General features: G+C 60.9%; 19 protein-coding genes. 7 read left to right on the forward strand and 12 right to left on the reverse strand.

Features of this window, described 5'->3' with window-relative positions:
* The first annotated feature begins 28 nt into the window (after positions 1-28).
* Both folB and folK read left to right on the forward strand, forming a co-directional pair.
* Positions 29-382, forward strand: coding sequence for a dihydroneopterin aldolase (gene folB / locus J7E36_RS08455; RefSeq protein WP_215001788.1), 354 nt, complete (start codon positions 29-31; stop codon positions 380-382).
* Positions 373-897: a 2-amino-4-hydroxy-6-hydroxymethyldihydropteridine diphosphokinase gene (folK, locus tag J7E36_RS08460; RefSeq protein WP_215001790.1), complete on the forward strand. Its 525-nt coding sequence runs from the start codon at positions 373-375 to the stop codon at positions 895-897. Before folB ends, folK begins: the two co-directional genes overlap by 10 nt.
* A 145-nt stretch (positions 898-1042) precedes the next feature.
* On the opposite strand, the gene J7E36_RS08465 is transcribed toward folK, so the two are convergent.
* The 11 genes from J7E36_RS08465 to J7E36_RS08515 all read right to left on the reverse strand — a co-directional run bounded on the left by J7E36_RS08465 (position 1043) and on the right by J7E36_RS08515 (position 15130).
* Complete coding sequence (locus tag J7E36_RS08465) at positions 1043-2269, reverse strand: multifunctional CCA addition/repair protein (RefSeq protein WP_215001792.1); 1227 nt, start codon at positions 2267-2269, stop codon at positions 1043-1045.
* Between the two features lie 63 nt (positions 2270-2332).
* Positions 2333-3898, reverse strand: a complete 1566-nt coding sequence (locus J7E36_RS08470) for a SpoVR family protein (RefSeq protein ID WP_215001794.1) — start codon at positions 3896-3898, stop codon at positions 2333-2335.
* Complete coding sequence (locus tag J7E36_RS08475) at positions 3895-5166, reverse strand: YeaH/YhbH family protein (protein ID WP_003206179.1); 1272 nt, start codon at positions 5164-5166, stop codon at positions 3895-3897. The genes J7E36_RS08470 and J7E36_RS08475 overlap by 4 nt, the downstream gene beginning before the upstream one ends.
* Before the next feature lie 117 nt (positions 5167-5283).
* Positions 5284-7206 (reverse strand): PrkA family serine protein kinase, encoded by a 1923-nt coding sequence (locus J7E36_RS08480; RefSeq protein ID WP_215001796.1) that lies wholly within the window; start codon positions 7204-7206, stop codon positions 5284-5286.
* A 300-nt stretch (positions 7207-7506) separates the two neighbouring features.
* Complete coding sequence (glpE, locus tag J7E36_RS08485) at positions 7507-7836, reverse strand: thiosulfate sulfurtransferase GlpE (protein WP_215001798.1); 330 nt, start codon at positions 7834-7836, stop codon at positions 7507-7509.
* Positions 7837-7867: 31 nt separating this feature from the next.
* Positions 7868-8740, reverse strand: a complete 873-nt coding sequence (locus J7E36_RS08490; RefSeq protein ID WP_215001800.1) for a symmetrical bis(5'-nucleosyl)-tetraphosphatase — start codon at positions 8738-8740, stop codon at positions 7868-7870.
* A complete protein-coding gene (gene apaG, locus J7E36_RS08495; protein ID WP_215001802.1) occupies positions 8740-9120 on the reverse strand; it encodes a Co2+/Mg2+ efflux protein ApaG in 381 nt (126 codons plus the stop codon). Before apaG ends, J7E36_RS08490 begins: the two co-directional genes overlap by 1 nt.
* 113 nt (positions 9121-9233) lie before the next feature.
* Positions 9234-10052, reverse strand: coding sequence for a 16S rRNA (adenine(1518)-N(6)/adenine(1519)-N(6))-dimethyltransferase RsmA (rsmA, locus tag J7E36_RS08500; RefSeq protein WP_215001804.1), 819 nt, complete (start codon positions 10050-10052; stop codon positions 9234-9236).
* On the reverse strand, positions 10049-11038 hold the full coding sequence (pdxA, locus tag J7E36_RS08505; RefSeq protein ID WP_215001806.1) for a 4-hydroxythreonine-4-phosphate dehydrogenase PdxA: 990 nt from the start codon (positions 11036-11038) through the stop codon (positions 10049-10051). The genes rsmA and pdxA overlap by 4 nt, the downstream gene beginning before the upstream one ends.
* Positions 11035-12351 (reverse strand): peptidylprolyl isomerase SurA, encoded by a 1317-nt coding sequence (surA, locus tag J7E36_RS08510; protein WP_215001808.1) that lies wholly within the window; start codon positions 12349-12351, stop codon positions 11035-11037. Before surA ends, pdxA begins: the two co-directional genes overlap by 4 nt.
* The gene (locus tag J7E36_RS08515) at positions 12332-15130 is read right to left on the reverse strand and encodes an LPS-assembly protein LptD (protein ID WP_215001810.1); all 2799 of its coding nucleotides are present in this window, start codon (positions 15128-15130) and stop codon (positions 12332-12334) included. Before J7E36_RS08515 ends, surA begins: the two co-directional genes overlap by 20 nt.
* A 130-nt stretch (positions 15131-15260) precedes the next feature.
* On the opposite strand from J7E36_RS08515, the gene J7E36_RS08520 reads away from it, so the two are divergent.
* Genes J7E36_RS08520 through J7E36_RS08530 form a run of 3 tightly spaced genes read left to right on the forward strand, consistent with a single transcriptional unit; the run spans position 15261 to position 17723 of the window.
* On the forward strand, positions 15261-16286 hold the full coding sequence (locus tag J7E36_RS08520) for an aminoglycoside phosphotransferase family protein (RefSeq protein WP_215001812.1): 1026 nt from the start codon (positions 15261-15263) through the stop codon (positions 16284-16286).
* Positions 16283-16954: an N-acetylmuramate alpha-1-phosphate uridylyltransferase MurU gene (gene murU, locus J7E36_RS08525; RefSeq protein ID WP_215001814.1), complete on the forward strand. Its 672-nt coding sequence runs from the start codon at positions 16283-16285 to the stop codon at positions 16952-16954. Before J7E36_RS08520 ends, murU begins: the two co-directional genes overlap by 4 nt.
* 1 nt (position 16955) lies before the next feature.
* On the forward strand, positions 16956-17723 hold the full coding sequence (locus tag J7E36_RS08530) for a TerB family tellurite resistance protein (protein WP_215001816.1): 768 nt from the start codon (positions 16956-16958) through the stop codon (positions 17721-17723).
* 75 nt (positions 17724-17798) lie between these two features.
* Here the strand turns inward: J7E36_RS08530 and J7E36_RS08535 are convergent, their stop codons facing one another.
* Complete coding sequence (locus tag J7E36_RS08535; protein WP_215001818.1) at positions 17799-18794, reverse strand: alpha/beta hydrolase family protein; 996 nt, start codon at positions 18792-18794, stop codon at positions 17799-17801.
* A 74-nt stretch (positions 18795-18868) separates the two neighbouring features.
* Between J7E36_RS08535 and J7E36_RS08540 the strand changes: the two genes are divergently transcribed.
* Positions 18869-21265 (forward strand): PAS domain-containing sensor histidine kinase, encoded by a 2397-nt coding sequence (locus J7E36_RS08540; RefSeq protein ID WP_215001820.1) that lies wholly within the window; start codon positions 18869-18871, stop codon positions 21263-21265.
* A gap of 72 nt (positions 21266-21337) precedes the next feature.
* Complete coding sequence (locus J7E36_RS08545) at positions 21338-22012, forward strand: response regulator (protein WP_215001822.1); 675 nt, start codon at positions 21338-21340, stop codon at positions 22010-22012.
* Positions 22013-22109: the final 97 nt, after the last annotated feature.

Here is a 22109-nt window from a genome sequence, read left to right on the forward strand (position 1 = left end):
GCCCTTGTCGTGCTGCGGAGAAGAGTGCTTGGACAGAGTGTTTATCGAGGGCCTGGAAGTCGACACGGTCATTGGTGCCTACGACTGGGAGCGAGGCATCCGCCAGTGTCTGCGTCTTGATCTGAGTTTCGCCTGGGACAACCGTCCGGCCGCCGCAGGCGACGACCTGACCCTGGCGCTCGACTACGCCAGCGTATCGGCGCGTATCCAGGCGTTTGCCGGGCAGGTGCAGTTCCAATTGGTGGAAACCTTCGCCGAACGATTGGCCCAGGCGCTCATGGACGAGTTCAAGATCACCTGGCTGCGTCTGAAAGTGACCAAGCCTGGCGCCGTACCGGCGGCCAGCGGTGTTGGCGTGGAGATCGAGCGCGGATGCCGCTGACTCAGGTTTTTCTCGGGCTCGGCAGTAATATCGAGCGCGAAACCCATCTGTGCGCCGGTTTGGAGGCCCTGGCCGGTTTCCTGGTGGATATGCGTTGCTCGGCCGTGTTCGAGAGCCAGCCGGTGGGGATCAAGAGCGGGCCATTCTTCAACTTTGTCGTATCGGCCTTCACGGATCTGCCGCTGATGGAACTGGATCGTCGCCTCAAGTTCATCGAGGCGGACAATGGCCGTTATGCACCAGACCGCAAAGGGCTGCCGCTGGATATCGACGTGCTGTTGTATGGCGAGCAGGCTGGTAACTTCGATGGGCTGATTCTGCCGCGGGCGGAGATCCTCAAGAACGCCTTTGTCCTGTGGCCGTTGTCGTTGATTGCGCCGGATCGGGTTCATCCTGAGGTGGGCAAGAGCTTCGCTACGCTGTGGGAGGAGTCGCAGATTGACCAGGTGCTGGCGCCTGTGGCGTTTGAGTGGCGGGGGCAGCCGCTTACGCCTTCAGCCCTGCTGCGTCCTTGATAGCGTCATCGCGAGCAGGCTCGCTCCCACATTGTTCTGGCTGGCCACGGCAATTATCGTGAACGCCTCAAAACCCTTGTGGGAGCGAGCTTGCTCGCGATGACGGCGGTAGATCCGCTAAAGATCCAACTGACGCCCAACCTCCTCAGCTCGCCCCCGCTTTATAACCCTTCAACGCCCTGAGCCGCTCGCGCTTGATCGCTTCACCCAGTTCAGGCCCCTTGAAGCCTTTCTCCAACAAAGGCTGAACCGCTACCCCGCGAGCCACCGCTGCCGCCCCGCGCAGATAATCAGCCTGTGGGTAACTTCTGGCTTCAAGTCCCTTGCGTCCCCGCGCATCCATCTCACAGGCTGCGATGAACTCTTCGAAACGTTGAGGCCGACGGTACACATCGAAACTCTGTAGCAGTTCGAGCAATGTGGACGCTTTCAATTCAAGCGCACGGTGACCATGGGTGTGGTATTGGCCCACCAGCAGCGCCAGTTCCTGACAGTCGCGCGGCACCTTGAAGCGCTCATTGATCGCCTTGATCGGTTTCAGTCCCTTGTGTTCATGGGCGATGTGGCGCGGCCATTCTTGCTCGGGTGTCAGGCCTTTACCCAGGTCATGGAGCAGGCATGCCCAGCGGACGGTCAGCGGCTGCTGATGCCGCGCCGCCTGTTCGAGCACGCTCAGGGTGTGGAGGCCAGTATCGATCTCCGGGTGATGGGCTTCAGGTTGTGGCACGCCGAATAATGCGTCGACTTCGGGCATCAGGACCTTTAGGGCGGTGCAATCGCGCAGGACCTGGATAAACACCTGCGGCTGGTCTTCCATGAGTGCCCGGGAAATTTCTTTCCAGGCGCGTTCTGCCGTCAACGCTTCCAATTCACCGGAGTCGCTGAGCTGGCGCATCAACTCAAGGGTCTCATCCGCCACCTTGAAACCCAACGGTGCATAACGTGCGGCAAAGCGGGCAACCCGCAAGACTCGGAGAGGATCTTCGGCGAACGCGGGCGAAACGTGGCGCAATACACGAGCTTCCAGATCACGCTGGCCGTGGTACGGATCGGTCAGGTTGCCGTGGTCATCCTCAGCCATGGCGTTGATCGTCAGGTCCCTGCGGATCAGGTCTTCTTCCAGCGTAACGTCAGGGCTGGCATGAAACACGAAGCCGCCGTAGCCTCGGCCGCTTTTGCGTTCGGTACGGGCGAGGGCGTATTCCTCGCCAGTCTTCGGGTCGAGGAACACCGGGAAATCAGCCCCCACGGGGCGAAACCCCTTGGCGAGCATGTCTTCGGCAGTAGCCCCCACCACGACCCGGTCGACGTCGGTGACGGGGATGCCCAGCAAGCGATCGCGAACCGCGCCGCCGACTTTGTAGATATGCATAAAAACCTCCGTTGGTCCGACAGGATAACCTGTTACATCGGACGTCCGGAGGCGAAAGCAGAGTCAGAGGTGCACGACTGCCAGGTCCAGGCGGCCGTAATCGCCCTCAGCCTGTTCATTTCTGGGGGGTACATGATGAGTCTTCATCACTTGGTCACCCTGCAAGGTTTCCAAGTGGATGTCGAAACCCCAAAGGCGATGCAGGTGCTTGAGCACTTCATCGGTGGAGTCACCCAGTGGTTTGCGGTTGTGGGCCTGATGGCGCAGGGTCAGGGAGCGATCTCCCCGGCGGTCGATGCTGTAGATCTGCACATTGGGCTCACGATTGCCCAGGTTGTATTGCGCCGCCAGGGTTTCACGAATGATGCGATAGCCGCTTTCGTCATGGATGGCGGGCACCAGCAGGTCATCCTTCTGGTCGTCATCAAGGATGCTGAACAGCTTCAGGTCGCGGATCACCTTGGGCGAGAGGTACTGCAGGATGAAACTCTCGTCCTTGAAGCTGCTCATGGCGAACTTGATCGAGGACAACCAGTCCGAGCCGGCGATCTCGGGGAACCAGTGACGATCCTCTTCGGTGGGGTTCTCGCACATGCGCCGGATGTCCCGGTACATGGCAAAACCCAGGGCGTAGGGGTTGATGCCGCTGTAGTACGGGCTGTCGAAGCCAGGCTGGAACACCACGCTGGTGTGGGACGTCAGGAACTCCATCATGAAGCCGTCGGTGACCAGGCCTTCGTCATACAGGTCGTTCATCAACGTGTAGTGCCAGAAGGTGGCCCAGCCTTCGTTCATGACCTGGGTCTGGCGCTGTGGATAGAAGTACTGGGCGATCTTGCGCACGATGCGCACGATTTCCCGTTGCCACGGTTCCAGCAGCGGCGCATGTTTTTCAATGAAATAAAGAATGTTTTCCTGAGGTTCGGCAGGGAAACGGGCGTTGTCCTTCTCGTTGTACTTGTCCGCACCTTTGGGGATGGTGCGCCATAGGTCATTGATCTGCTTTTGCAAGTGCTCTTCGCGATCCTTCTGGCGCCGGCGTTCTTCTTCGGCAGAAATCGGATACGGGCGCTTGTAGCGGTCAACGCCGTAGTTCATCAAGGCATGGCAGGAGTCCAACAGGTCTTCCACCGCGTCGATGCCGTGGCGTTCCTCGCATTGCATGATGTATTGCTTGGCAAATACCAGGTAATCGATGATCGAACTGGCATCGGTCCAGGTGCGGAACAGGTAATTGCCCTTGAAGAAGCTGTTGTGCCCATAGCAGGCATGCGCCACCACCAGGGCCTGCATGCAGATGGTGTTTTCTTCCATCAGGTAGGCGATGCAGGGATCGGAGTTGATCACGATCTCATAGGCCAGCCCCATCTGGCCGCGGCTGTAGGATTTCTCGGTGCTGAGGAAGTGCTTGCCGTAGGACCAGTGGTGATAGCCCAGCGGCATACCGACGGATGCGTAGGCGTCCATCATTTGTTCAGCGGTGATCACCTCGATCTGGTTCGGGTAGGTGTCGAGGGCATAGCGGTCCGCGATACGGCTGATTTCGCGGTCGTAGGCCTGGATCAGCTCGAATGTCCATTCGGAGCCGGTGGAAATGGGTTGGCGCTTCTGCTCTTTTTTGGCGGTCATGTCACTAACCTGCGCTGGAAGAGTTCACGAAAGACCGGGTAGATATCCCCGGCCGAGACCAATTGCTGTTGGGCAAATGTGTCGGAAAAAGCTTCGGCAATCCGTTCGTATTCATACCACAGGGCTTGGTGCTCCCGAGGCGTGATTTCCACATAGGTGTAGTACTGGACGAACGGCATGATCTGGTTGATCAGGATGTCACGGCAGATCGGTGAGTCGTCGTTCCAGTTATCACCGTCCGACGCCTGGGCCGCGTAGATATTCCACTCGTTGGCCGGATAGCGCTCGGCCATGATTTCCTGCATCAGCTTCAGGGCGCTGGACACGATCGTGCCGCCGGTTTCCCTGGAGTAGAAGAACTCTTCTTCATCCACTTCCCGGGCGCTGGTGTGATGGCGGATGAACACTACGTCGATCTTGTCGTAGTTCCGCTTCAGGAACAGGTACAACAGGATGAAAAAGCGCTTGGCGATGTCCTTGGTCGCCTGGGTCATGGAGCCGGACACGTCCATCAGGCAGAACATCACCGCCTTGGAACTGGGGTTGGGTTGCTTGACCAGCAGGTTGTACTTGAGGTCGAAGGTGTCGAGGAACGGCACGCGATGGATGCGTGCACTGAGTTTCTCGATCTCCGCCTCCAGATCCTGGATGTCACCGAAATTATCCGGCTCTTCACGCTTTAGCCGGGCCAGCTCTTCCTTGGCCTCCCGCAGTTTGGCCCGACTGCTGCCTGACAGCGCGATACGCCGGGCATGGGCGGAACGAAGGGTGCGGATGATGTTGATGCGCGATGGGTTGCCTTCATTGCTGATACCGGCCCGCACGGTCTTGAAGGTGTCGGTGCCGGTCAGGTTGCGCTTGACCAGGTTCGGCAGTTCCAGGTCCTCGAACATGAACTCCAGGAATTCCTCCTGGGTGATCTGGAACACGAACTCGTCCATGCCTTCGCCGGAGTTGCCGGCCTTGCCAGGCCCCTTGCCGCCACCGCCACCCTGTGGACGAGGGATGTGCTCGCCGCTGGTGAACTCCTTGTTGCCGGGATGCACGACAGTCTGCTTGCCACCGCGGCCGTGGTGAAGCACCGGCTCGTCGATGTCGCGGCCGGGAATGCTGATCTGTTCGCCGTGCTCCATGTCGGTAATGGAACGCCGGCTGACCGCCTCTTCGACGGCCTTCTTGATGTGGTCACGGTAACGCCGCAGAAACCGCTGGCGGTTCACCGTGCTCTTGTTCTTGCCATTAAGGCGTCGGTCGATCACATAGCTCATAGGGCCCTCCGGGCAGCTTCAAGTGATGAGCTACAAGCTTCAAGTAGAAGCAGTTACCCGATTGCCAGGGCTTACGCGCTTTTCCTTTTGGCTTGCAGCTAGTAGCTTGTAGCTGTTTTATTGCGATTTCCGGACCCGCAGGTACCACTCGGAGAGCAGCCGTACCTGTTTATCGGTGTAGCCACGTTCGACCATGCGTGTGACGAAGTCGTTGTGTTTTTGCTGGTCCTCCTTGCTGGCCTTGGCGTTGAAGCTGATGACCGGCAGCAAGTCCTCGGTGTTGGAGAACATTTTCTTCTCGATGACCACCCGCAGTTTTTCATAGCTGAGCCAGGTCGGGTTCTTGCCGTTGTTGTTGGCCCGGGCACGCAGCACGAAATTGACGATTTCGTTGCGAAAATCCTTCGGATTGCTGATGCCGGCCGGCTTCTCGATTTTTTCCAGTTCCTCGTTCAGGGCCACGCGATTGAGAATCTCGCCGGTTTCCGGGTCGCGGTATTCCTGGTCCTGAATCCAGAAGTCCGCGTACAGCACGTAGCGGTCGAAGATGTTCTGGCCATATTCGCTGTAGGACTCCAGGTAGGCCGTCTGGATTTCCTTGCCGATGAATTCGATGTAGCGCGGGGCGAGGTATTCCTTGAGGAAGCGCAGATACCGCTCGCGGGTTTCCGCCTGGAATTGTTCCTGTTCGATCTGCTGTTCCAGTACGTACAGCAAGTGGACCGGGTTGGCAGCAATCTCGTGGGGGTCGAAGTTGAAGACCTTGGACAGGATCTTGAACGCGAAGCGTGTGGACAGCCCGTTCATCCCTTCATCGACCCCCGCGTTGTCGCGGTATTCCTGGATCGACTTGGCCTTCGGATCGGTGTCCTTGAGGTTTTCACCGTCATACACACGCATCTTCGAATAGATGTTGGAGTTCTCCGGCTCCTTGAGGCGCGACAGCACCGTGAACTGGGCCAGCATCTTCAGGGTGTCGGGGGCGCAATGGGCCTTGGACAGCGAGCTGTTGAACAGCAGCTTGTCGTAGATTTTTACCTCATCGGTCACCCGCAGGCAGTACGGCACCTTGACGATGTAGATCCGGTCGATGAAGGCTTCGTTGTTCTTGTTGTTGCGGAAGGTGTGCCATTCCGACTCGTTGGAGTGGGCCAGCAGGATCCCGGTGAACGGAATCGCTCCCAGGCCCTCGGTGCTGTTGTAGTTACCTTCCTGGGTCGCGGTGAGCAATGGGTGCAAGACCTTGATGGGCGCCTTGAACATCTCGACGAATTCCATCAGGCCCTGGTTGGCACGGCACAGCGCACCGGAATAGCTGTAGGCGTCGGCGTCGTTCTGTGGGAATTCTTCCAGTTTGCGGATATCGACCTTGCCCACCAGCGCCGAGATGTCCTGGTTGTTTTCGTCTCCCGGCTCGGTCTTGGCCACCGCGATCTGGTTAAGGATCGATGGGTAGAGCTTGACCACGCGGAACTGGCTGATGTCGCCGCCGAACTCGGAAAGGCGCTTGGTGGCCCATGGCGACATGATGGTATTGAGGTAGCGGCGTGGAATGCCGAAGTCTTCCTCCAGAATGGCGCCGTCCTCGGTGGCATTGAACAGCCCCAGGGGCGACTCGAACACCGGTGAGCCCTTGATTGCGTAGAAGGGCACTTTCTCGATCAGTTGCTTGAGTTTTTCAGCCAGGGACGATTTACCGCCACCCACCGGGCCAAGCAGGTAAAGGATTTGCTTCTTCTCTTCCAGGCCTTGGGCGGCGTGACGGAAGTAGGACACGATCTGGTCAATGCATTCTTCCATCCCGTGGAAGTCTTCAAAGGCCGGATAGCGGCGAATCACCTTGTTGGAAAAAATCCGCGAGAGCCTCGAGTTGGTCGAGGTATCCAGCAATTCCGGTTCTCCGATTGCCAGCAACAGACGTTCCGCAGCCGATACATAGGCACTGCGGTCCTGCTTGCAGAGTTCGAGGTACTCCTGCAGGGAGTATTCCTCCTGCCGTGTGGACTCGAAACGTTGCTGGAAGTGGCTAAAAATGCTCATGACGTCACCTCGCTCGATACGTGGAGCCGGTGCCGGATCAATCAGTCGTTGCTGGACAGCCCCTGGGAACCCAGTTGCCGTTTACCCCCCAGAATGCTTCCAAGAATGCAGGCTCCTGAAAGCTGACTCCCGATTACCCGCGCGCCGGTGTACCGGCTCTCCCCTGTTTTGGATGGCCTGAGGCTAAGGATAGTTCGGAATCGGAGAGGTAAAGGTCGAATACGTAATTAGTTATGCCAGACCGTTCGTCTGCCATCGCTCTAGCCCACGGTTCGCGTGGGCTGGAACGACATGAAAAAATTATTCCGGTGAGCTTTGCGCCGTTTCTTCGGGATAAACCGTGCGCCATAGTTCAAAACCGCCGTCCAGGCTGTAGACGTCGCTGAAGCCCTGGCTGACCAGATAAGCGGCTGCGCTCTGGCTGGAATTGCCGTGATAGCACACCACGACAACAGGTGCGTCGGGGTCGGCGGCCCGGATGAAGTCAGCGATGGAGTGGTTGTCCAGGTGCTTGGAGCCACTGATGTGCAGGGCCGCAAACGTTGCGGGGTCGCGAACATCGACGACGACCGCGCCTTGCTCGCGCATGGCCTTGGCCTGGTCCGGGGGGATGCGTTTGAATTCGGTCATGGAAGACTCCTGTAGCCAGGCCGGGCGCTGATCATGGGGCCGTGCCAAGTTGTGAAGGGGTGGTCGGATGATAGGGTCTGGCGTGGCCTTGCTCGTCGCAATCGCAACGCAGCTGCTCGCCGGTGTCGACATTCATCAGCGTCATCGCGCCGCCCCACACGCATCCTGTGTCGAGGGCGAAGACCCCGGGTTCGTCGCATCGGCCTTCCAGCGCTGCCCAGTGACCAAAGATGATCTTCAGGTTACGGGTCTTGCGCTCTTTATGCTTGAACCACGGTGCATAGCCGGGCGGTGCGGTCTCGATGCCTTCCTTGCCCTTGAGGTCGAGCTTGCCGTCGGCGGTGCAGAAACGCATGCGGGTGAAATAGTTGGTGATGACCCGAAGGCGCGCAGCCCCCTTGAGGTCGTTGTCCCACTTGACCGGTTCGTTGCCGTACATGCCATCCAGGAAAGGACCGAACAGGTTGTCGTCACGCAATGCCTGCTCGACCTCGGCGGCGCATTTGAGCGCCTTGCGCAGCGACCATTGGGGTGGCAGGCCGGCATGCACCAGCGCCAGGTTGCGTTGCTCGTCATGGTGCATGAGCTTTTGCTGGCGCAGCCACTCCAGCAGTTCAACGCAATCGGGGGCAGCGAGTATTTCGCGCAAGGTGTCGGATTTCTTCAGGCGCTCGATGTTCTGCCAGGCCGCCAACAGGTGCAGGTCGTGGTTGCCGAGCACGCAGACCAGCGATTGGCGGATGCCGTAGAGAAAGCGCAATGTCTCAAGGGATTGCGGGCCGCGATTGACCAGGTCACCCACCAGCCACAGCGTGTCTTTCTGCGGATCGAAGACGACCCGTTCCAGCAGGCACTTGAGCGGGTCGAGGCAGCCTTGCAGGTCGCCGACCGCATAGGTGGCCATCAGTGCAGGGCTCCGGGGACCGCAAGGCGAAAGGGCTTGATGATGGCGTCGAAACGTTTACCGTCTTCGGCCAGCATCTGGTAGGTGCCTTGCATCGTGCCGACGCGAGTCGTCATCACGGTGCCGCTGCTGTAGTTGTGGCTCTCGCCGGCCTCGATCAGCGGCTGCTGACCGACCACACCCTCGCCACGCACTTCTTCGACATGGCCATCGCCGTCAGTGATGACCCAGTGCCGCGACAGCAGCCTGGCCGGCAGCGAGCCATTGTTGCGCACGGTAATGGTGTAGGCGAAGGCAAAGCGGTTGTGCTCGGGTTGCGACTGTTCTGCCAGAAAGCGGGTGGTGACGCTGACGTCGACCTGGTAACGAGGATCGGACATGCAAAAGGCCTTAAAAGCGAAGCGGGACGCGGGCGTAGCTGATGGAGTCAGTCTAGGCCAAGTATCGGGTAGTAAACCAGAGTGGCGTCCCACCCGATAGCGATCATCGCCCGTCAGTGCGTATCGGCTTTTGGCACGACCTGTTCGCTGAGCTTGTCGGCCAGGCGTACGAACGCGGCCAGGTCCAACTGCTCGGGGCGCAGGCTGCCATCGACACCGGCCGCTTCGATCTCGCTGCTGCCGAGCAACAGTTTCAGTGTGTTGCGCAGAGTCTTGCGACGCTGGTTGAACGCTTCGCGTACCACGCGCTCGAGCAGGCGATGATCCTTGGCCGGGTGCGGCAGGACAGCGTGAGGTACCAGGCGGACAATGGCTGAGTCAACTTTCGGCGGCGGGTTGAACGCACCGGGGCCGACGTTGAACAGGTGTTCGACCCGGCAATGGTACTGGACCATGATCGACAGACGGCCCCAGTCACCCCCGCCAGGCCCTGCCGCGAGACGCTCGACCACTTCTTTCTGCAGCATGAAGTGCATGTCACGGATCAGGCCGGCGTTGCTCAGCAGGTGAAAGATCAGCGGCGTGGAGATGTTGTACGGCAGGTTGCCCACCACCCGCAGGCTGCGCGGCGCGGCTTGCAGGCTGTTGAAGTCGAACTTCAGCGCGTCACCCTGGTGCAGGTTGAAATTGCTCTTGCCAGCAAATTGCTGGTTGAGGATCGGCACCAGGTCCTTGTCCAGTTCCACCACGTCCAGCTGCGCACCGCTGTCCAACAGGCCTTCTGTCAGGGCACCCTGGCCCGGGCCGATTTCCAGCAGGCGATCGTCGTGCTTGGCGTTGATGGAGCGCAGGATTCGATCGATAACGCCCGCGTCATGCAGGAAGTTCTGGCCGAAGCGCTTGCGCGCGCGGTGTTGGTATTGCTCGGTCATAAATGGGTCTCGGCCATCTGGTAGGCGGTTTCCAGCGCGACGTGCAGGCTGCCGGTGTCGATCCTGCCGCTTCCGGCCAGGTCCAGGGCGGTGCCGTGGTCCACGGAGGTGCGAATGATCGGCAGGCCCAGGGTCACGTTGACCGCCGCGCCGAAGCCTTTGTACTTCAGCACCGGCAGGCCCTGGTCGTGGTACATCGCCAGCACTGCGTCGCAGTGCTCCAGATATTTAGGGGTAAACAGAGTGTCGGCCGGCAGCGGGCCATGCAGGTCCATGCCCTCGCTGCGCAGGCGTTCCAATGTGGGTTCTATGATGTCGATTTCTTCACGGCCCAAGTGTCCGCCTTCGCCGGCATGGGGGTTGAGCCCGCAGACGAGGATGCGCGGCTGGGCAATGCCGAATTTTTCCTGCAGGTCAGCGTGCAGGATGCGTGTCACCCGCTCGAGGCGCTCCCCGGTGATGGCATCGGCGACGTCCCGCAGGGGCAGGTGAGTGGTCACCAGCGCCACGCGCAAACCGTGGGTCGCGAGCATCATGACCACTTGTGCGGTGTGGGTCAGCTCTGCCAGGAATTCGGTATGGCCGGAGAAGGCAATGCCCGATTCGTTGATCACGCCCTTGTGCACGGGGGCTGTGATCATGCCGGCGAAATCACCGTCCAGGCAGCCTTGGCCGGCGCGGGTCAGGGTGTGCAGGACGAACGCAGCATTGGCTTTGTCCAACTGCCCGGTGGTAACCGGAGCGCCCAATGGCGTGTCCCAGACATACAGGCTGTTGGCGGGTGCCGGGACGTCCGGCCAGGCCGGCGGCGCCACCGGCAGCAGGTCAACGACCACCCCCAGTTGCGCGGCCCGCTCAAGGAGCAGGTCGCGACTGGTGATGGCAATCAGGGGGTGTGGCTGAGGTTGCGAGGCGAGCAGCAGGCACAGGTCGGGACCGATGCCGGCGGGCTCGCCGGGGGTCAGCGCGAAACGCTTGGGTTTCACTGCGCTGCCTGGTCTGCACCAGGAAGTTTGATCTCGACGTAGGCTTCATCGCGAATCTGGCGCAGCCAGGTTTGCAGCTCTTCATCGTATTTGCGGTTACGCAATACAGTCATCGCCTGCTGTTCACGCGCCTGGGTGGTGCTGTCGGTGGCGCGACGACCCAGGACTTCCAGCACGTGCCAGCCATATTGGCTCTTGAACGGCTTGGACAGTTGGCCTTGCGGCGTCTCGGCCATGACCTTGCGGAACTCGGGGACCAGGGCGTTCGGGTCCACCCAGTTCAGGTCGCCGCCATTGAGGGCCGAACCTGGGTCTTCCGAGAAGCTTTTCGCCAGTTCGGCGAAGTCTTCGCCCGCTTCGATGCGGTCGTAGAGTTTTTCCGCCAGGCGCTTGGTCTCGGCTTCGCTGCGAATTTCGCTTGGCTTGATCAGGATGTGGCGAACATGCACTTCGTCACGTACCTGAGTACCGCCGCCGCGTTTTTCCAGCACCTTGAGGATGATGAAGCCGCCTGGCGTGCGCGCTGGCTGGGTGATGTCACCCACGGCCATGGCGCTCAGTTCGCGGTCGAACGGCGGTGGCAGTTGAGCCGGTTTACGCCAGCCCATGTCGCCGCCCTCCAGGGCGTTTTCGCTGCCGGAGCGGGCGACGGCCATCTGGCCGAAGTCAGCCCCTTGCTTGAGTTGCTGGTAGACATCCATGGCCTGGCGGTAAGCACTCTGAATGGCTTCGGAGTTGGCGCTTTCCGGGGTGGGGATCAGGATGTTGGCCAGGTGCAGTTCTTCGGAGAGCTGCATCTTGCCCAGGTCGGAGGCGAGGAAGTTCTTCACTTCCTGCTCGGACACCTGGATGCGCTCGGCGACGCGACGCTGGCGCACGCGGCTGATGACCATCTCGCGGCGGATCTGGTCACGGGCGTCCTCGTAGGAGAGGCCGTCACGCGCCAGGGCGGCGCGGAACTGCTCGATGCTCATGTTATTGCGCTGGGCAATGGTGCCGACGGCCTGGTTCAGTTCTTCATCGGTGATACGAATCCCGGAGCGTTCGCCGATCTGCAGTTGCAGGTTTTCGACGATCAGGCGTTCGAGCACTTGCTGATCCAGTACGCCGGGCGGTGGCAAGCCGCCACCGCGCTTGGCGATGGTTTGCTGCACTTCATGGACACGCTGGTCCAGCTGGCTCTGCATGACCACGTCGTTGTCGACGATGGCCACCACTTTATCGATGGACTGAACCGCGGCGTTGGCCGCGGTACCCAGGAACAGCGCGCCCAGCATCAGCGGGCGCAGACAATCAGAAAGCTTGGTCTTCACGTTCACGATAACCTTGAATGCCTTTGTCGAGGAAGCTCTCTACCTTGGCGCCAGTAAGGCCGCCGAGTCCCTTCAGAACAATTTGGAGGAAGACGCCGTGGTCGCCTTTTTCGTTTTGCGGAGCTTCCTGACTGAACTCGTCGTAGGAAACCCAATAACGGTTGATCAGGCGCAGTTTCCAGCAGCAGTTGTCGTATTCGAAACCACCGAAGGCTTCCAGGGTACGATTGCGGTTGTAGTCATACTGCCAGCGGCTGATGGCGTTCCACTGCGGCACGATCGGCCAGATGACCGAGAAGTCATGCTGCTTGATCTTGTAGTAATCCTTCACGTAGCCAGGTGTGCCTGGCGTGCCGTAGTCGCCGCCGCCCACTTGCCACCGACCGGTGGTCTGGTCGTAACGGACCAGGTCATTGCGATAACGATAGCCGGCGTTGATGACCTTGTTCGGGTTGTCTTCAGGCTGGTAGTGGAACATCGCACTGCCCGAACGAGGGCTGTGGGTGTCCGGGTCCCAGTTGTAGTCGGCCGTGGTGCGCCAGTCGCGGTTCCAGCGGTATTCGTATTCCAGTGCATAAGGCGAGACATTGGAATGTGCATCTTCGCGAGTCTTGAAATCAATACCTGGCAGTTGGACTTCACGGTCCTTGAAGTACAAGGCTTGGCCGACGCTGATGCGCTGGCGTTCGAAGCCGTTTTCTTCAATCCAGCGGTTGGTTACGCCCAGGGACAGCTTGTTCTCATCGCCGACACGGTCGGAGCCGCTGAAGCGGTTGTCCCGGAACAGCGAGGAATAGTTGAAGGTGCTTTCGCTGGTATCGAAGACCGGGATGTCGCTCTGGTCTTTCTCCGGTACATAAAGGTAGTACAGGCGCGGTTCCAGGGTCTGGCGATAGTTCTTGCCAAACCACTGGGTGTTACGGTCGAAGTACAGGCCACTGTCGATGCTGGCGATTGGAACGCCGCGGCTTTGGCTACTGCTGTAGGTGCCAAGCAGGCGATCCTGTTCAGCAGTTTGTCCAGCAATGTTGCCCTTGCCTCTGTTGTCCAGGTCAAGGTCATATTGGGTGTACTGGTACTTGAGCGATGGTTTGATGAAGCCATAGCTCGTACTCATCGGCAGACTGATGACGGGTGCCAGGTTCATCCGGTCGCCGGTAGCGCGGGCCAGGCCCCAGACGTTCTGGTCGAGAAACGGGTCGGAGTTACCATCTTTATCCGTGTAGTTACCACTCCTCAAATCCCGATCAAACCGCACAAACTCAGTGTTATACGCAAAATCCAACCCGCCCGGATGCTGTGGCAGGGCACCATTGAAGGTGATCTGCGGCAAGCGATCATACGGCGTGATATTGGAAATCGTGGCCATCTGATAGGCCTGGACGTTCAGCCGCGCTGTATACGTGTCGCCGCGATAGGTGACTGCGCCTTGCTGGTTCACGTAGTCCTTGGATTCGACGCCGATCTGGTCGCTCTGCAAGTCCTGGAAGTAGTACGGGTCGCTGATCTTGGTGTAGTCGACTTGTGTCGACACGCGGGAATCCAGGCCACCCTTGTGCTGCCAGTTGTACATGTAGCGGGTCTTGCTGTAGTCGGTCTGCTTGCTGCGATCATCGTCTTCGTCGTTGAGGTAGGCGGCGCCTAACTGACCTTCACTGGACTTGGTCAGGTAGCGGAACTCGCCTTCCATCAACAGGCCGCGCTTGCTCATGTAGCGCGGGTACAACGTGGCATCGTAGTTTGGCGCCAGGTTGAAGTAGTACGGGGTGACCAGCAGCAAGCCGGTGTCGCTGCCGCTGCCAATGGTTGGCGGCAGGAAGCCGGACTGGCGACGGTCGTCGATCGGGAAGTAGATGTAGGGGGTGTACAGGACAGGGATGTCCTTGACCCGCAGCGTCACGTTGGTCGCGGTCCCGAAACCGGTGGCCGGGTTCAGGGTGATGTTGTTGCCCTTGAGCGTCCAGGCGTTGCTGTTTGGCTCGCACGTGGTGTACGTGCCGTCCTTGAGACGGATGATCGCGTTTTCGGCGCGCTTGGCGTACAGGGCGTTACCGCGGATGCGCGACTTGTGCAGCACGTATTCGGCGTTGTCGACCTTGGCTTCACCCGTGTCCAGCTGCACATCGGCGTGATCGCCGACGATCAGTGCGCCGTTGTCGCGAACCCGCACGTTACCGCTCAGCTCGCCACGGTTTTCGGCCTGGTACAGGCTGGCCTCGTCGGCCTCGACCTGCATGCTGCCCTGGCGCATGACCACGTCGCCGGCCAGGGTTGCCACTTGCTGTTCCTGCTCGTAGCGCGAAGCCTTCGCGCCAAGGAAGGTGGGCGCGTCGCTCTTGGCCGTCTTGTCGTTCATGCCAGGACGCGTCGGCTCGATGTAGGCGCCCGAGCAGTAGGGACCGGTTTCAGCCAATTGCGCCGGGGTAAGGTTCTCGCGTGGAACCCAATCCAGGTGGCTGTAGTCCGCACTGCGCGACTTCAGGCCGCGGCCCTTGGCCTCGGTGACGAGCATCGGCTTTTCGCCGGTCTCCTCGCCTGAACCGTTTTCGGCCGCAGCGTCGCCGCTGGCGGAAACGGCGCTGCCGTCATGCACCGGACGCGGCGGCAATGCCGCGGCCGGTGTCTTCGGTGCACAGTCCCAGGCACCCGAAGCGGAGACGGAGCAGTCATACTGCTGCGCCGCAACGACGAATGAAGAGGCCAGGGGTTGCAGGGCCAGCAGACTGCCGGTGACCAGCAACGGAAATTTTTTACGAAACGCGGGGGATTTCAATGCCATCTTATTAGTCCGGGCTTCCTGCGTGCCATCTGCCCGCGGTGTGGGCCGCACGCCTCTCGATGGTCTGAAAAAGATGCTGGATAATAAAGCATGACCCGCTTGACGGCTAGCGCCGTCGGAGACCCTTGCAATGCCCGACCAAGATGTACGCCTGCAACACCTTGAAGTGTGGCTCGATGAGCAACTGCCGATTCTTTTTGCCCGACAGGGTTGGGGCGTCGTACCCCCGGCCACATTGACTGCGGCCAGTAGCGACGCGAGTTTCCGGCGCTATTTTCGTTGGGAAGGCGCCGGCCGTAGCCTGATCGTGATGGATGCGCCGCCGCCCCAGGAAAACTGCAAACCCTTCGTGGATATCGCTTTTTTGCTGGCGAAATCCGGCATTAATGTGCCAAAAATTTATGCTGAAGACCTGGATCGCGGCTTTCTTTTGCTCAATGACCTGGGTAATCAGACCTATCTGGATGTCATCAACGGCGAAAATGCCGACGATTTATTCCGCGATGCCCTGCAAGCCTTGTTGGCTTTTCAGCAACTGCCGATGGTGGCGCCCCTGCCGAGCTACGACGTCGCCCTGCTGCGTCGGGAGCTGGAACTGTTCCCCGAGTGGTACGTCAAGCGGGAGCTGGGTGTGGAATTCGATGCGGCCCAGCAGCAGCTCTGGCAGCAGACCTGCGACCTGCTGATCAACAGCGCCCTGGCCCAGCCGAAAGTGCTGGTGCATCGCGACTACATGCCGCGCAACCTGATGCTCAGCGCGCCGAATCCCGGTGTGTTGGATTTTCAGGATGCGGTCTATGGCCCCGTCACTTACGACGTGACCTGCCTGTTCAAGGATGCATTCCTCAGTTGGCCCGAAGCGCGCGTGCGCGGCTGGCTGGAGGATTATTGGCAGCAGGCCGGTGCGCTGGGCATTGCAGTCCAGCCGGATCTCGAGGATTTCCTGCGGGCCAGCGACTTGATGGGGGTGCAACGTCATCTCAAGGTGATCGGGATTTTTGCGCGCATTTGCCACCGTGACGGCAAGCCACGTTACCTCGGCGATGTGCCGCGTTTCTTTGCTTATATAGAAGCAGTCATCGCCCGTCGCCCTGAGTTGGCACCGCTCAATGAACTGCTGGGCAGCGTGCGTCAATCGGCTGGAGCCACGGCATGAAGGCGATGATCCTGGCAGCGGGCAAGGGTGAGCGCATGCGACCCCTGACGCTCACCACGCCCAAACCGCTGATTCGCGCGGGCGGCGTGCCCTTGATCGAATACCACCTGCGTGCCCTGGCCAAGGCCGGGTTCACCGACATTGTGATCAACCATGCGTGGCTGGGTCAGCAGATCGAGAATTACCTGGGGGACGGCTCGCGCTTCGGCCTGGGCATTCGCTACTCGCCGGAAGGCGAGCCGCTGGAAACAGGCGGCGGCATCTTGCGAGCGCTGCCGTTGCTGGGCAAGGACGCATTCGTCGTGGTGAACGGCGACGTCTGGACCGATTACGATTTCAGCACCCTGCGCAGGCCCCTCGAAGGGCTGGCGCACCTGGTGCTGGTGGATAATCCCGAGCATCACCCGCACGGCGATTTCAGCCTGGCTGACGGAAAGGTTCACGATGAAGGCGCGGCTGCCGACAAACTGACCTACAGCGGCATTGCGGTCCTGCATCCGGCACTGTTCGACGGTTGCGCGCCGGGCGCGTTCAAGCTGGCACCGCTGCTGCGCAAGGCCATGGCCGAGGGGCGTGTCAGTGGGGAACGCTTGAAAGGACACTGGGTCGATGTCGGTACTCATGAACGTTTGGCGCAGGTCGAAACCTTGATAGAAGCGAGCGGTTGATATGTGGTGGCCAGGGACTCTGATTGGAGCCGGGGCAGGCTTTGCCATAGCCAGCATTCCGGGGGCCATGCTCGGTGCATTGCTGGGACAGGCGTTGGATCGGCGCCTGAACCTGCACGACTGGGCGCAGCTACGTGAGCGCCTGGGTGGGCGTCCGGCGTTGCGCAACGATGAATTGTTATTTGTGTTGCTGGGACGGCTGGCGAAAAGCGATGGACGCGTGGTCGATGGCCATATCCAGCAGGCACGCCTGGAGATGCGTGCGCTGGACCTGAGCGAACCGGCGCAACGCCGGGCCATCGCTGCGTTCAACCGCGGCAAGTCGGAAAACGATCGCTTGCGCGGTTATCTGCGTCGCCTCGCCGTTCAGCCCCATGCTGCCGAAGGCGTATTGCGCGCCTGCTGGAGGATGGTCTGGGCCGACGGGCGGGCGGGCGAAAGCGAGCGTGAGTTGATTATCCGCTGGGGCAAATGGCTGGGTTGGACGCCGCAGCAGGTCAAGGCCCTGGCGGCGGATTACGAGCCGCAGAAACTGTCGTTGCCCAACAGCGGTGTGACCTATCAGGAGGCGTTGCGCCTGCTGGGGGTCTCGGCCACCAGCGAGCCGGCGCAGATCAAGCGGGCCTACCGTCGGCTGATCAGCCGCCATCACCCGGACAAGATTGCCGGCAGCGGGGCTACACCGCTACAGGTGCGTGAGGCCACGGACAAGACGCGGGAGTTGCATAACGCCTATCGGCTGATTCGGGAACGGCGGGATTTTCGATAGTGGGCGAGGGTGTGTGGGGAGCAGAGCTTGCTCCCGCAGGTTTCTGCTCAACTGACAGACAGTGGAGTCAGGCCTTCATTCCCCTGGCTTCTGCGGACTCAACCAGCCCCGTACCCGACGAAACAATTGCTCCTGCTCCGCCGACGGGTTCGGCAGGGCCTTGAGCGCCACCTGGCTGAAAGTCGAGCCCTTCAAGCGTTTGCTGGCCTGCAAGCGCTCCAGCGCCGCGTTACGATCCAGCGGTTTGTCCATGTAGAAAATGTCCGCGGTTGCCAGTTTCAAGGTCGGCGTCAGTTCGGCCAGGCCAGGTTTCGCGGCGACCGGTGTTTGGGCTGCCACCATCACGAAGCGTCCGACTTGCGACGGCTGCCGTTCATTCAGGTAGCGCGCGGCCCAATAGGCGCCGGTGCCATGGCCTAGCAGCACAATGTTGCGGGCACTCTGCTGTTCGGCGTAGGCCACTGCCGCATCGATGCGGGCGAAGATGCGTTCGGCGTCGGCCTTGGCATGTTCTTCATCGGTTTCGGCGACAGCCGGGTCTGCCGCGTCCGCTTCACCCCCCGCGACCTGTTCGATGGGTGCCGCCGTGGTGGCGTCCGGCGCGGCGGCTGCCGTGTCTGCCGGTTTGACCTCGGGTGAGGTTTCCACCACGCGCGGGGCGATGACGTCGCTTTGCAGGTCCGGGAGGGTGATACTCAGGCTGCTCCACTCTACGTCGGGCAGCTTTTTGCGCAGCGGGCCGATTGCCTGTGGCCAGTCGGCCGTTTCGCCGGCGCCAGGAACAATGATCACCACGCCTTTCGGGTCGCTGCTGTTGGCCGGTTTCCAGAGGGCCAGGAACGTGTCGCTCCCGGACTGCAGTTGCTGCTGTTCCTGGGGCGGGATTTTTCGTTCCAGTGCGGTGGCTTCTTCCTGGCTACGCTCAAGCAGGGGCTGGCGCTCGACGGGCTTGGCCTCGACAGGTTGCTCCGCAGCGGCGGGGGCCGGTTCGCTGGCCTGTGCAGAAAAGGCCCCCGGCAGGATCAGCGACAGGCACAATGCTGGCAATGCCAGGCGGTAAACAGAGGGCATCGGATATTCCATGACCAGAAGTATTTCCGGCAGCCTAATGGGTTGGTCAGTATTTGTCAGTGCATGAGACTTCGATGATGCGTTTTTGCTGCCTGTGGGTTATCGGCTGTTTATGGCTTCCCTTGATGGCGTGGGCCGCGCCCGCGCCGTCGGCGCACGAGGTGCAACTCAATGCCCAGCAGCGCCAATGGCTGGCGCAACACCCGCAATTGCGGGTCGGCCTGGTATTGCAGGCGCCCTATGCGCAATACGACCGGCGCTTGCAGCGCTTGTCCGGCACCAACGTCGAGTTGATGCAGTGGCTGGGCAAGGCGTTGAATGTGGAACTGACCTGGCGCAACTTCCAGGACATGGCACAGCTGGAAGCGGCGCTGCGCGACGGCGAGGTGGATGTCGCCCCCGGCCTTACGCAGTCCCCGAGCGGCCTGCGACTCTGGCAGTTTTCCGATCCTTACATGCGCGTGCCGCAGTTGATCGTCGGCGAGCAGAAAGGCGCCGAAGGTGTGGAACTGGAAAAACTCGATGCCCACGTTCGCGTGGCCGTGCGCATGCCCAGCGCCATGGCGGACTATCTGGGCAGCACCTATCCGACGTTGAACCTGCAAGGCGTGCCGATGGAGCGCGAGGCCTTGCAATTGCTGCTCACCCAGCAAGCGCGCTACGCCGTGGTCGATGAGGCGCAGTTGGGGCGGTTGATGGTCGAGCCCGAGTTCGCCGGGTTGGCGGTGGTCGGCGACATTGGCCTGCCCCAATTACTACGCGTTGCCACCCGCCGGGACTGGCCGGAATTGGCCGAGATCATCGACAGCGGTTTGCAGGCGATCCCGGCCAAGGCGCTGGAGCAGTTGCACAGTCGCTGGCTCAAACCCAAGTACCCCCGCCTGACCGAAACACCGGGCTTCTGGCAAAACCTCACCCTGCTGATGCTGGCCTTGCTATTGAGCTGCGTCGCCATCGTCTTCTGGCAGCGCCGCCAGCAACGCGCGCTGGAGCGTCGTTTGCGGGCCGCGCGCGAGGACATCGCCCAGCGTGCCGCCAGCGAGGAAGCCCTGCGCCTGACGCAGTTTTCCATCGATCAAAGCACGGTCGGCATTCTCTGGGTGAACTGGGACAGCCACGTGCGCTACGCCAACCGCGCCGCCGAAAGCATGCTCGGCTATGCCCCTGGCGCCATCATCGACAGGCCCCTGATCGACTTCGAACCGGGCTTGCACATGGACCGCTGGCTGAACCTGTGGAAGCGCGCCCGGGCCAGTGAAGACGGGCCGCAGAGTTTCGAGACCGAATGCGTGCGAGCCGATGGAAGTATCCTGCCGGCCGACGTCTCCTTGAGCTTCCTGCGTTTTCGTGACGCCGAGTACCTGGTGGTCTACCTCAACGACGTGACCGAACGTCGACGGGCGCTGGCAGCCTTGCGCGAAAGCGAGGCGCGCTTGCAGGGCATTGCCGCCAACGTGCCGGGCCTGGTTTTCCGCCTGGAGCGGGCGCCAGTGACTGGCCAGATCGACTTTGCCTACATCAGCGAAGGCAGCGAAACCCTGGTGGGTTATTCCCCCGCGACCCTTGCCCGCAGTGACACCGGGCTGCGCAGCCTGGTGCATCCGGAGGACAAGATCAGTTACCACCGCACCCAGGACCAGGCGCTGGACAGCGACAGCGACTGGTCGTGGCAGGGCCGTATCCTGACCCGCGAAGGGCGGGAACGCTGGGCCGAGATCAAGGCAATGACCCGGCGCCTCGAGGACGGAGCCTACGTCTGGGACGGCATTGTCTGGGACATCACCGAAAGCAAACGCATCGAATTGGAATTGGCCAGCTCCCGGGAGCAATTGCGCGAGCTGTCGGCACACCTGGAAAGCGTGCGGGAAGAAGAAAAGGCGCGCATCGCCCGGGAAGTCCACGACGAACTGGGTCAGATGCTGACTGTGTTGAAGCTGGAAACCTCCATGTGCGAACTGGCCTACGCGCAGCTGGATCCGGGCCTGCAGGAGCGGCTGAACAGCATGAAGCGCCTGATTGCCCAGTTGTTTCAACTGGTGCGAGACGTGGCGACGGCGTTGCGTCCGCCGATCCTCGATGCGGGCATCGCTTCGGCCATCGAATGGCAGGCTCGGCGCTTCGAGGCGCGCACGCAGATCCCGTGCCTGGTGCAAGTGCCAGACAACCTGCCGACGCTGAGCGATGCCATGGCCATTGGCCTGTTCCGGATTCTCCAGGAAGCGCTGACCAATGTGATGCGCCATGCCCAGGCGCACACCGTGGAGCTGACGCTGGTGCGCGAAGGTAATGAATTATGTCTGACCGTCAGCGATGACGGTGTAGGATTCATTGCCAATACCGGTCGGTCGACGTCCTTTGGCCTGGTAGGGATGCGTGAGCGGGTGTTGATCATGGGCGGGCAGTTGTCCCTGGAAAGTGAGCCGGGGGAGGGGACTACACTGGCGGTGCGGGTGCCGTTGGAAGAGGCCTGACGTTTTGTGGTGTCTGGGCGGGCCGTATCGCGAGCAGGCTCGCTCCCACATTGATCGATGCCACCGCAACCCATGAGCGAGCCTGCTCGCGATTGGATTCTGAATCTGGAGAAAAACGTGATCCGTGTACTGGTAGCCGAAGACCACACCATCGTCCGTGAAGGCATCAAGCAGTTGATCGGCCTGGCGAAGGATTTGGTGGTGGCGGGCGAGGCGAGCAATGGCGAACAGTTGCTCGAGACCTTGCGCCACGTGCCCTGCGAGGTAGTGCTGCTGGATATTTCAATGCCGGGCGTCAATGGCCTGGAGGCGATTCCGCGGATCCGTGCGCTGAACAATCCGCCGGCTATCCTGGTGTTGTCGATGCACGACGAGGCGCAAATGGCCGCCCGCGCCCTGAAGGTCGGCGCTGCGGGCTATGCGACCAAGGACAGCGACCCGGCCCTGTTGCTCATGGCCATTCGCAAGGTCGCGGCTGGCGGACGCTACATTGATCCGGAACTGGCCGACCGCATGGTCTTCGAAGTCGGCCTGACTGACACGCGCCCGCTGCACTCCCTGTTGTCCGAGCGCGAGTTTTCGGTGTTCGAGCGCCTGGCCCAGGGCGCCAACGTCAACGACATCGCCCAGCAACTGGCCCTGAGCAGCAAGACCATCAGCACCCACAAGGCGCGGCTGATGCAGAAACTCAATATCACTTCATTGGCGGAACTGGTGAAATACGCGATGGAGCACAAACTCCTCTAATTCACCCAATCCCCCTGTGGGAGCGGGCTTGCCCGCGAAGGCGTCATCACATTCGACATCTCTGGTGACTGACACGTCGCCTTCGCGAGCAAGCCCG

This window comes from Pseudomonas fluorescens (genome assembly GCF_018614775.1).
GTDB lineage: Bacteria > Pseudomonadota > Gammaproteobacteria > Pseudomonadales > Pseudomonadaceae > Aquipseudomonas > Aquipseudomonas fluorescens_BY.

Excerpts from the sequence above, each read along its gene's own strand:
- J7E36_RS08545 (WP_215001822.1), top strand. The coding sequence starts at position 21,338 with ATGAGCGAGCCTGCTCGCGATTGGATTCTGAATCTGGAGAAAAACGTG.
- J7E36_RS08515 (WP_215001810.1), bottom strand. The coding sequence starts at position 15,130 with ATGGCATTGAAATCCCCCGCGTTTCGTAAAAAATTTCCGTTGCTGGTC.
- J7E36_RS08470 (WP_215001794.1), bottom strand. The coding sequence starts at position 3,898 with ATGACCGCCAAAAAAGAGCAGAAGCGCCAACCCATTTCCACCGGCTCC.
- J7E36_RS08535 (WP_215001818.1), bottom strand. The coding sequence starts at position 18,794 with ATGCCCTCTGTTTACCGCCTGGCATTGCCAGCATTGTGCCTGTCGCTG.
- murU (WP_215001814.1), top strand. The coding sequence starts at position 16,283 with ATGAAGGCGATGATCCTGGCAGCGGGCAAGGGTGAGCGCATGCGACCC.
- apaG (WP_215001802.1), bottom strand. The coding sequence starts at position 9,120 with ATGTCCGATCCTCGTTACCAGGTCGACGTCAGCGTCACCACCCGCTTT.
- J7E36_RS08540 (WP_215001820.1), top strand. The coding sequence starts at position 18,869 with ATGATGCGTTTTTGCTGCCTGTGGGTTATCGGCTGTTTATGGCTTCCC.
- J7E36_RS08475 (WP_003206179.1), bottom strand. The coding sequence starts at position 5,166 with ATGAGCTATGTGATCGACCGACGCCTTAATGGCAAGAACAAGAGCACG.
- J7E36_RS08530 (WP_215001816.1), top strand. The coding sequence starts at position 16,956 with ATGTGGTGGCCAGGGACTCTGATTGGAGCCGGGGCAGGCTTTGCCATA.
- J7E36_RS08490 (WP_215001800.1), bottom strand. The coding sequence starts at position 8,740 with ATGGCCACCTATGCGGTCGGCGACCTGCAAGGCTGCCTCGACCCGCTC.
- rsmA (WP_215001804.1), bottom strand. The coding sequence starts at position 10,052 with ATGACCGAGCAATACCAACACCGCGCGCGCAAGCGCTTCGGCCAGAAC.
- J7E36_RS08480 (WP_215001796.1), bottom strand. The coding sequence starts at position 7,206 with ATGAGCATTTTTAGCCACTTCCAGCAACGTTTCGAGTCCACACGGCAG.
- J7E36_RS08520 (WP_215001812.1), top strand. The coding sequence starts at position 15,261 with ATGCCCGACCAAGATGTACGCCTGCAACACCTTGAAGTGTGGCTCGAT.
- folK (WP_215001790.1), top strand. The coding sequence starts at position 373 with ATGCCGCTGACTCAGGTTTTTCTCGGGCTCGGCAGTAATATCGAGCGC.
- J7E36_RS08465 (WP_215001792.1), bottom strand. The coding sequence starts at position 2,269 with ATGCATATCTACAAAGTCGGCGGCGCGGTTCGCGATCGCTTGCTGGGC.
- glpE (WP_215001798.1), bottom strand. The coding sequence starts at position 7,836 with ATGACCGAATTCAAACGCATCCCCCCGGACCAGGCCAAGGCCATGCGC.